General features: G+C 42.4%; 5 protein-coding genes. 1 reads left to right on the forward strand and 4 read right to left on the reverse strand.

The window, feature by feature from the left end; all coding sequences use genetic code 11:
* Nucleotides 1-159: 159 nt before the first annotated feature.
* From thiL to sppA, 4 genes are read right to left on the reverse strand one after another with little or no spacing between them, the layout of a single operon-like run.
* A complete protein-coding gene (gene thiL, locus BXY_RS08555) occupies nt 160-1,197 on the reverse strand; it encodes a thiamine-phosphate kinase (RefSeq protein WP_008026683.1) in 1,038 nt (345 codons plus the stop codon).
* 16 nt (nt 1,198-1,213) lie between these two features.
* On the reverse strand, nt 1,214-2,023 hold the full coding sequence (locus tag BXY_RS08560) for a purine-nucleoside phosphorylase (protein WP_004316831.1): 810 nt from the start codon (nt 2,021-2,023) through the stop codon (nt 1,214-1,216).
* Nucleotides 1,980-3,110, reverse strand: coding sequence for a tetraacyldisaccharide 4'-kinase (gene lpxK, locus BXY_RS08565; RefSeq protein ID WP_008645059.1), 1,131 nt, complete (start codon nt 3,108-3,110; stop codon nt 1,980-1,982). Before lpxK ends, BXY_RS08560 begins: the two co-directional genes overlap by 44 nt.
* A gap of 10 nt (nt 3,111-3,120) precedes the next feature.
* Nucleotides 3,121-4,899 carry a signal peptide peptidase SppA gene (gene sppA, locus BXY_RS08570; protein ID WP_004316834.1) on the reverse strand — a complete coding sequence of 593 codons (1,779 nt, stop codon included), beginning with the start codon at nt 4,897-4,899 and terminating at the stop codon, nt 3,121-3,123.
* 272 nt (nt 4,900-5,171) lie between these two features.
* Between sppA and BXY_RS08575 the strand changes: the two genes are divergently transcribed.
* Nucleotides 5,172-7,370, forward strand: a complete 2,199-nt coding sequence (locus BXY_RS08575; RefSeq protein ID WP_008771280.1) for a GH92 family glycosyl hydrolase — start codon at nt 5,172-5,174, stop codon at nt 7,368-7,370.
* Nucleotides 7,371-7,441: the final 71 nt, after the last annotated feature.

Genomic DNA, 7,441 nt, shown 5'->3' on the forward strand with positions numbered 1-7,441 from the left:
GTGATTGTTCGGTCCGGTAATATCTCTTTTGCGGTTGCAAAGGTAGTGAAACTTTTGGATTCTGCAAGCCTTCTGGAGATAAAAAACACTGATAAAAAGCTAGTTTGCTTATTATCAGTGTTGTATGGGATGGAAAATATTTCAGAAAAGTGATAGAAACTATTGTTTATTCTCCTTCAATGGATTCCATCCTTGTGCTTTCAATTCAAATTCTTGGCCGTCACGCGTAATTAATGCACAGCCAAGTTCGGGTTTGGTGATATGTCCGATGAGGCGCACTCCTTCCATTTGTGATACTTTTTCATGATCGGCGATAGAAACAGTAAAGAGTAGTTCATAATCTTCTCCGCCATTCAAGGCGCAAGTCGTCAGATTCATGTTAAACTCTTCAGCCATAACAGCCGTCTGATAATCGATCGGAATATGTTCTTCGTACACGCGGCAACCGGCATTGCTTTGTTTGCAGATATGCATCAATTCTGATGATAGACCGTCAGATATGTCCATCATAGAGGTTGGGACAATATTGGCGGCAGCTAGTTTCTCAATGATATCCTTACGTGCTTCCGGTTTTAACTGGCGTTCCAACAAGTATTCTTTGCCGGTGAAATCCGGTTGAATGTCTTTATCACCTTTTAGTACGACTTTCTCACGTTCCAATAGTTGTAAACCCATATAGGATGCTCCCAGATCACCGCTGACGCAGATTAGGTCGGTTTCTTTTGCTCCATTACGGTAAACCACTTTATCCTTATCAGCATCGCCGATACAAGTGATGCTGATAGCAAGCCCTGTAAGGGAGGAAGTTGTATCACCTCCCACAATGTCGACGTTATATTGCTGGCAAGCCAGACGAATACCGGAATAAAGCTCGTCCATATCCTCTACGCTGAAACGCTTGGAAAGGCCAAGAGATACCGTAATCTGCCGGGGAGTGCCGTTCATGGCATAAATATCGGAGAAATTAACGACTGCTGATTTATATCCCAAATGTTTCAAGGGAACATAAGTCAGATCAAAATGTACACCTTCCATAAGCAGGTCGGTTGTTACCAATACTTGCTTTTCTGAAGGGTAGGAGAGAACGGCTGCATCGTCGCCCACTCCATATTTACTGGATTCATTTTCTAGTTTGATACCCTCGGTGAGGCGGTCAATCAGACCAAACTCACCGAGAGATGCTATTTCAGTTCTCATAAATCGGGGTGATTGTTTAGGCACGGTTGATAAGTTCGCGCATGATCGTTGTCATTTTCGGTTGAGCGGCATCGGCTGCTTTCTGAACTTCTTCGTGCGTTACTTCTACGATTTTTCCTTCTACTCCCAAGTCGGTAATGACGGAAATACCAAATACTTTGATGCCACAATGGTTGGCTACAATTACTTCCGGAACGGTAGACATACCAACAGCGTCGGCGCCAAGAATATGGAATAGTTTATATTCGGCAGGAGTTTCGAAAGTAGGACCTTGTGTACCGATATACACTCCGTGTTGTACTTTGATCCCTTTTTCTTTGGCAATCTCATCAGCTTTACAGATCAGTTCCTTGCTGTATGCTTCGCTCATATCCGGGAAACGAGGACCGTATGGGATATTTTTTCCACGAAGCGGATGTTCGGGGAAATAGTTGATATGGTCGGTGATAATCATCAAATCACCGATTTCGAAGTCTGCATTTGTTCCGCCACTGGCGTTGGATACAAACAAGGTTTTGATTCCTAATTCGCGCATCACACGTACAGGGAAAGTCACTTCTTTCATAGAATAACCTTCGTAATAGTGGAAGCGTCCTTGCATAGCCATGATATCCTTATTGCCTAGTTTGCCGAAAATCAGCTTACCGCTATGACCTTCGACGGTAGATACCGGGAAGTTCGGGATATCCGAATACTTTATTTCATACTTCTCGGTGATTTCGTTTGCCAAACTGCCAAGTCCGGTGCCAAGTATAATGGCTGTTTCCGGGCTGGTGTGCATCTTACCTTTCAGATAAGCTGCGGTTTCTTGTATTTTCTCTAACATAGTCAATAATATGTTGGTTAAATTTATCTTGTTGATTCTGTAATATTTCTATTTCAATAGGCAAGGCATAGATAAATGGTTTCAATTCCTTGTCCAAAGCCGGATGGTTAATCAGGCGTGTTGCATCTTTTTCGGTAGTAATAATCAACCGGTGCTCTCCTTTCAGCCTATGAAACCGTTCTTTGATAAGCTGGATATCCCGATGGCTGAAATTGTGATGATCGTCAAACGATAGCAAATCTATTTGTTGGGTACAATCTTTTAGCCTTTCAAGAATGGGAGCCGGTGAGGCAATTCCGGTCATCAATAATATATCTGTATTTGTCAGCGAGGACAAAGCAATCTCATTGTTTGCCGAAGGGGTATCTGTGTCCGGAACCATCATAGGAAACACCGGTTGCAGGTTGCCATACCGGAACGATGAGAAGAATAACTGTTGATATGGATAAAGGTTCAGACGTTTCGTGATAATATTATAATCAATAGGCTTGATGTCCTGCGGACATTTGGTGACAATAACGATTTGTGCCCGGTTCTTGCCGCTAATTGGCTCACGAAGTCGTCCTGCAGGAAGCAAGGTATCGTCACAGAACAGCCGATGATAATCCGTTAACAGAATACTCAATCCCGGTTTGACATATCGGTGCTGGAAAGCGTCATCTAACAGGATAACATCTATTGAAGGCTTTTGCAGTGCAAGCAGCTTTTCTATGCCATGACAACGCTTTTCGTCGACAGCTACTGTGACAGACGGGAATTTTTGATGCATCTGGTACGGTTCGTCGCCAATGCTTCTTGCCGTACTTTCCGGAGTAGCCAGCACATAGCCTTTCGTATGCCGTTTGTATCCCCGGCTTAATACAGCTACATTATATTGATTACAAAGAGACTTTATCAGATATTCAGTGTGCGGAGTTTTCCCTGTTCCTCCAACAGCAAGATTACCTACGCTGATGATAGGTATATCAAAACTCTTTGATTGGAGCACTTCCCAGTCAAAGAGTTTATTTCTCATCATTACCGCTGCTCCGTAGAGCCAGGAGGCAGGGTAGAGCCACTTATGTATCTTGATAAAGTGTTCGTCCATGTATGGCAGTTTATTTAATATTCAGTTCGAACGGAATACGAGCCTGAATCATGGATTGTTCTTGCAGATTTTTCAGTAAACCGAATTGTTGGTAGAACTCACCTAACTTACTTTTCAGCAATTGTGATTCTACGTAATTCGTCGGTTTCGTATCAAGCAGGGAAGAAAAGAAATCTTGTTTTGCAGGATAAGAAACAACGGTGTAGCCCTCGATACCGGCTTTTGCCACGGCAATATCCAATGCCTTGTCAATGCCGCCTAACTCGTCTACCAGTCCTAACTTTTTAGCAGTCTCCCCGGTCCATACACGGCCTTCGGCAATCTTTTCGATCGCTTCCTTTGTCATGTGGCGTCCTTCGGCACAACGACTGACAAAGGTATCGTATCCTTCGGTAATCATCATTTGAAGCAATGATCTTTCATCCTCGTTGAACGGACGCATGATATTCCCGAAATCAGCATATTTATTCGTCTTAACTACATCATAACTTAAACCGATTTTATCAGTCAATCCTTTTACATTGGGAATGATACCGAATATTCCGATAGACCCGGTCAGGGTAGTAGGCTCTGCAACAATCGTGTCGGCAACGCAAGAGATATAGTAACCTCCTGACGCGGCATAATCACCCATAGAGACAATGACCGGTTTCTTTGTTTTCAACTCTTTCACTGCATGCCAGATTTGTTCTGAAGCAAAAGCACTTCCGCCCGGAGAATTGACACGGAGTACAACAGCTTTCACATCATTATCATCTTTCAATTTGCGCAGGTCACGAATGACTTTCGAACCAACAATTCCGTCCTCGGAAGTTGCGGAACTCGGATAGTCTGTAATTTCACCGGATGCATAATAAACAGCCACGATATTACCACTTTTGTCTTTTGGCACATTCTTCTTTACGTTCATCATGTCGCTTAATCCTACTATCGGGAGATTGTCATCCTCATCTATCTCTACCAGTTTTTTAAGATAATTGCGCACATCATTGCGATAAATCAAGGTATCAGCAAATCCGCACCTAACACTTTCTTCTGATGGATAGAACATTAACATACGATCGGCATAAACATTCAGAGAATCTACTGGAATATTGCGGGAAGCAGAAACCCCTTCCGTCACCTGTCCCCAGATGGAAGTGATAAATGCTGTCACTTGTTCGCGATTGGCAGGGCTCATCTCTGTTGCAATAAACGGTTCCACGGCAGATTTGTAAGTTCCCACCTTGAACACCTGCATCTCAACTCCTATTTTTTGTAGCAGGTCTTTGTAGAACAGGGGAGCGGAAGCGATACCTCTCCATTCAATCATTCCTTTGGGATTGAGCAGCACCTTATCGGCTGCGCTGGAAAGATAATAAAGCCCCTGCGTATAGGAGTCGGCATAAGCAATGACGAACTTTCCACTCTCCTTGAAATCGAGCAGTGCATTACGGATTTCTTGTAAGGAAGCATAAGAGGTACCTAGTGAACTTGCTTGCAAATAAATCCCTTTGATATTTTCGTTTTCTTTAGCCTTCTGGATGGAAGAGAGAATATCGTCCAGTCCGTACGTGTTAGATTCGTCACCAAACAACTGTGATAAAATACCTAGCGGATCTTCTTGCGTACGTTCAACTAACGTTCCGTTTAAGTCGAGCATCATTACGGAATTCTTTTTTACGATTGTTTCCGTGTCCGAAGCGGACATGATGCCAAACAGCGTTACCATGCTGATTATAAATAATACAATACTTGACAAAATGATACCTGTCACCGTGGCAAGTGTAAATTTCAAGAAATCTTTCATTATACTTATTGTTTTTGCGTCAGCTTGTTATTAAGCTAACAAAGATAAATAATTGAGTTGATATTTATTCAATAAGTCGTACGAATTTTTGTTTTATCACAGCGAATCGATATAAATAGAAGCTTCTTTCCTGCAAGATTTAAGTATATTTGTCTGTATCTAATCCTTTTAAATGAGAAGAATTCTCTAATTTTGTGGCACAACTATTATCGTGAAAAATTAAATAAATATCAGCATATGTAATGCGACATTAACTTAACATTATATTTACCATGAAAAGAAAAACCCCTTTTGTGGCTGCAGCTTTAGCAGCAGGCTTGTTCTTCTATTCTTCCTGTACTCCGACTGAAAAAGCGGAAACAAAGGATTATACTCAATACGTTAATACCTTTATCGGTGCTGCTGATAATGGTCATACATTTCCAGGCGCGTGTTATCCTTTCGGTATGATCCAGACCAGTCCTGTGACGGGAGCAGTTGGTTGGCGCTACTGTTCTGAATATGTTTATGAGGATTCCCTGATTTGGGGATTTACTCAAACACATCTGAATGGAACGGGATGTATGGATTTAGGTGATATTTTGGTGATGCCGGTCACCGGTACACGTGTACGTGCGTGGGATGCCTATCGCAGTCATTTCCCTAAAGATAAAGAAGCGGCTACTCCGGGATATTACACCGCAGAGCTCTCTGATCCACAGGTAAAAGCGGAACTGACTGCCTCTATCCATGCTGCCCTTCACCGCTATACTTATCACAAGGCTGATTCTGCCTCTATATTGATTGACTTGCAACATGGTCCTGCATGGAGAGAAGAACAATATCATTCACAAGTCAATAGTTGTGAAGTGAACTGGGAAGATGCTCAAACACTGACAGGACATGTCAATAACACGGTATGGGTCAATCAAGATTATTTCTTTGTGATGAAATTCAACCGTCCGGTAGTCGATTCACTTTATCTTCCGATGGGCGAAACAGAAAAAGGAAAACGCATCATTGCCTCTTTTGACATGCAGCCGGGAGACGAGCTGATGATGAAAGTGGCTCTTTCCACCACCAGCATAGACGGGGCTAAAAAGAATTTGGAAGCAGAAATTCCTGCCTGGGATTTTGAAGGAGTAAGAGCTACCGCCCACAATGAATGGAATAACTATTTGAGCCGTATTGAAATAGAGGGTACCGATGATGAAAAGACAAATTTCTATACTTGTTTCTACCACGCATTGATTCAGCCTAATCAAATTTCGGACGTAGACGGTATGTATCGTAATGCCGCCGACTCTATTGTAAAAGCCGGAACTGGTGCTTTCTATTCTACGTTCTCTTTGTGGGATACTTACCGTACCGCTCATCCGTTTTATACATTAGTGATTCCCGAACGTGTGGACGGTTTTGTGAATTCTCTCATCGAACAGGGTGAAGTGCAAGGCTTCCTGCCTATTTGGGGATTGTGGGGAAAAGAGAATTTCTGTATGATTGGTAATCACGGCGTATCAGTCATTGCCGAGGCTTATCGCAAAGGATTCCGTGGCTTTGACGCTGAACGTGCTTTCAATATAATAAAGAAGACGCAGACTGTATCTCATCCGTTGAAGTCTGATTGGGAGGTTTATACGAAATATGGTTATTTCCCGACAGATCTGATAAAAGCAGAATCTGTATCTTCCACTTTAGAATCTGTATATGATGATTATGCTGCTGCCGATATGGCACGTCGTATGGGTAAAGAGGAAGATGCCGCTTACTTCGCGAAACGTGCTGACTATTATAAGAATCTTTTCGATTCGGAGACGAAGTTCATGCGTCCGCGCAAAGCTGACGGAACTTGGAAAGCTCCGTTTAACCCAAGTGCGTTGGCACATTCTGAAAGTGTCGGTGGAGATTATACGGAAGGAAATGCATGGCAATATACTTGGCATGTACAACATGATGTTCCAGGATTAATCCAGTTGTTTGGGGGAGAAAAACCTTTCTTGAATAAATTAGACTCATTGTTTACGGTTAAGCTAGAAGGTGAAAGTTTGGCAGATGTTACTGGATTAATCGGGCAATATGCTCATGGAAATGAGCCAAGCCATCATGTGACTTATTTGTATGCACTGGCTGGTCGTCCGGAACGTACACAGGAATTGGTTCGTGAAATATTTGATACTCAATACAAAAACAAACCCGACGGACTTTGTGGAAATGATGATTGCGGACAGATGTCTGCCTGGTATATGCTTAGTGCGATGGGATTCTATCCGGTAGATCCGGTAAGTGCGGAATATGTATTCGGTGCTCCACAGTTGCCGAAGATGACTTTGCATCTGGCCGATGGCAAGACTTTCACGATTATTGCGGAGAATTTGTCGAAAGAACATAAATATGTAGATAGTATTACATTGAATGGCGAACCATATACGAAGAAAACAATCTCGCATGAGGATATTGTAAAAGGAGGAACGCTGGTATACAAGATGAAGTAATAAATTCGTTTCTGTACTGTTATGGGACTAATGATTTTAATTAATAGTGGTTGGGATCATAACTTATAGTA

This window comes from Bacteroides xylanisolvens XB1A (assembly GCF_000210075.1).
GTDB lineage: Bacteria > Bacteroidota > Bacteroidia > Bacteroidales > Bacteroidaceae > Bacteroides > Bacteroides xylanisolvens.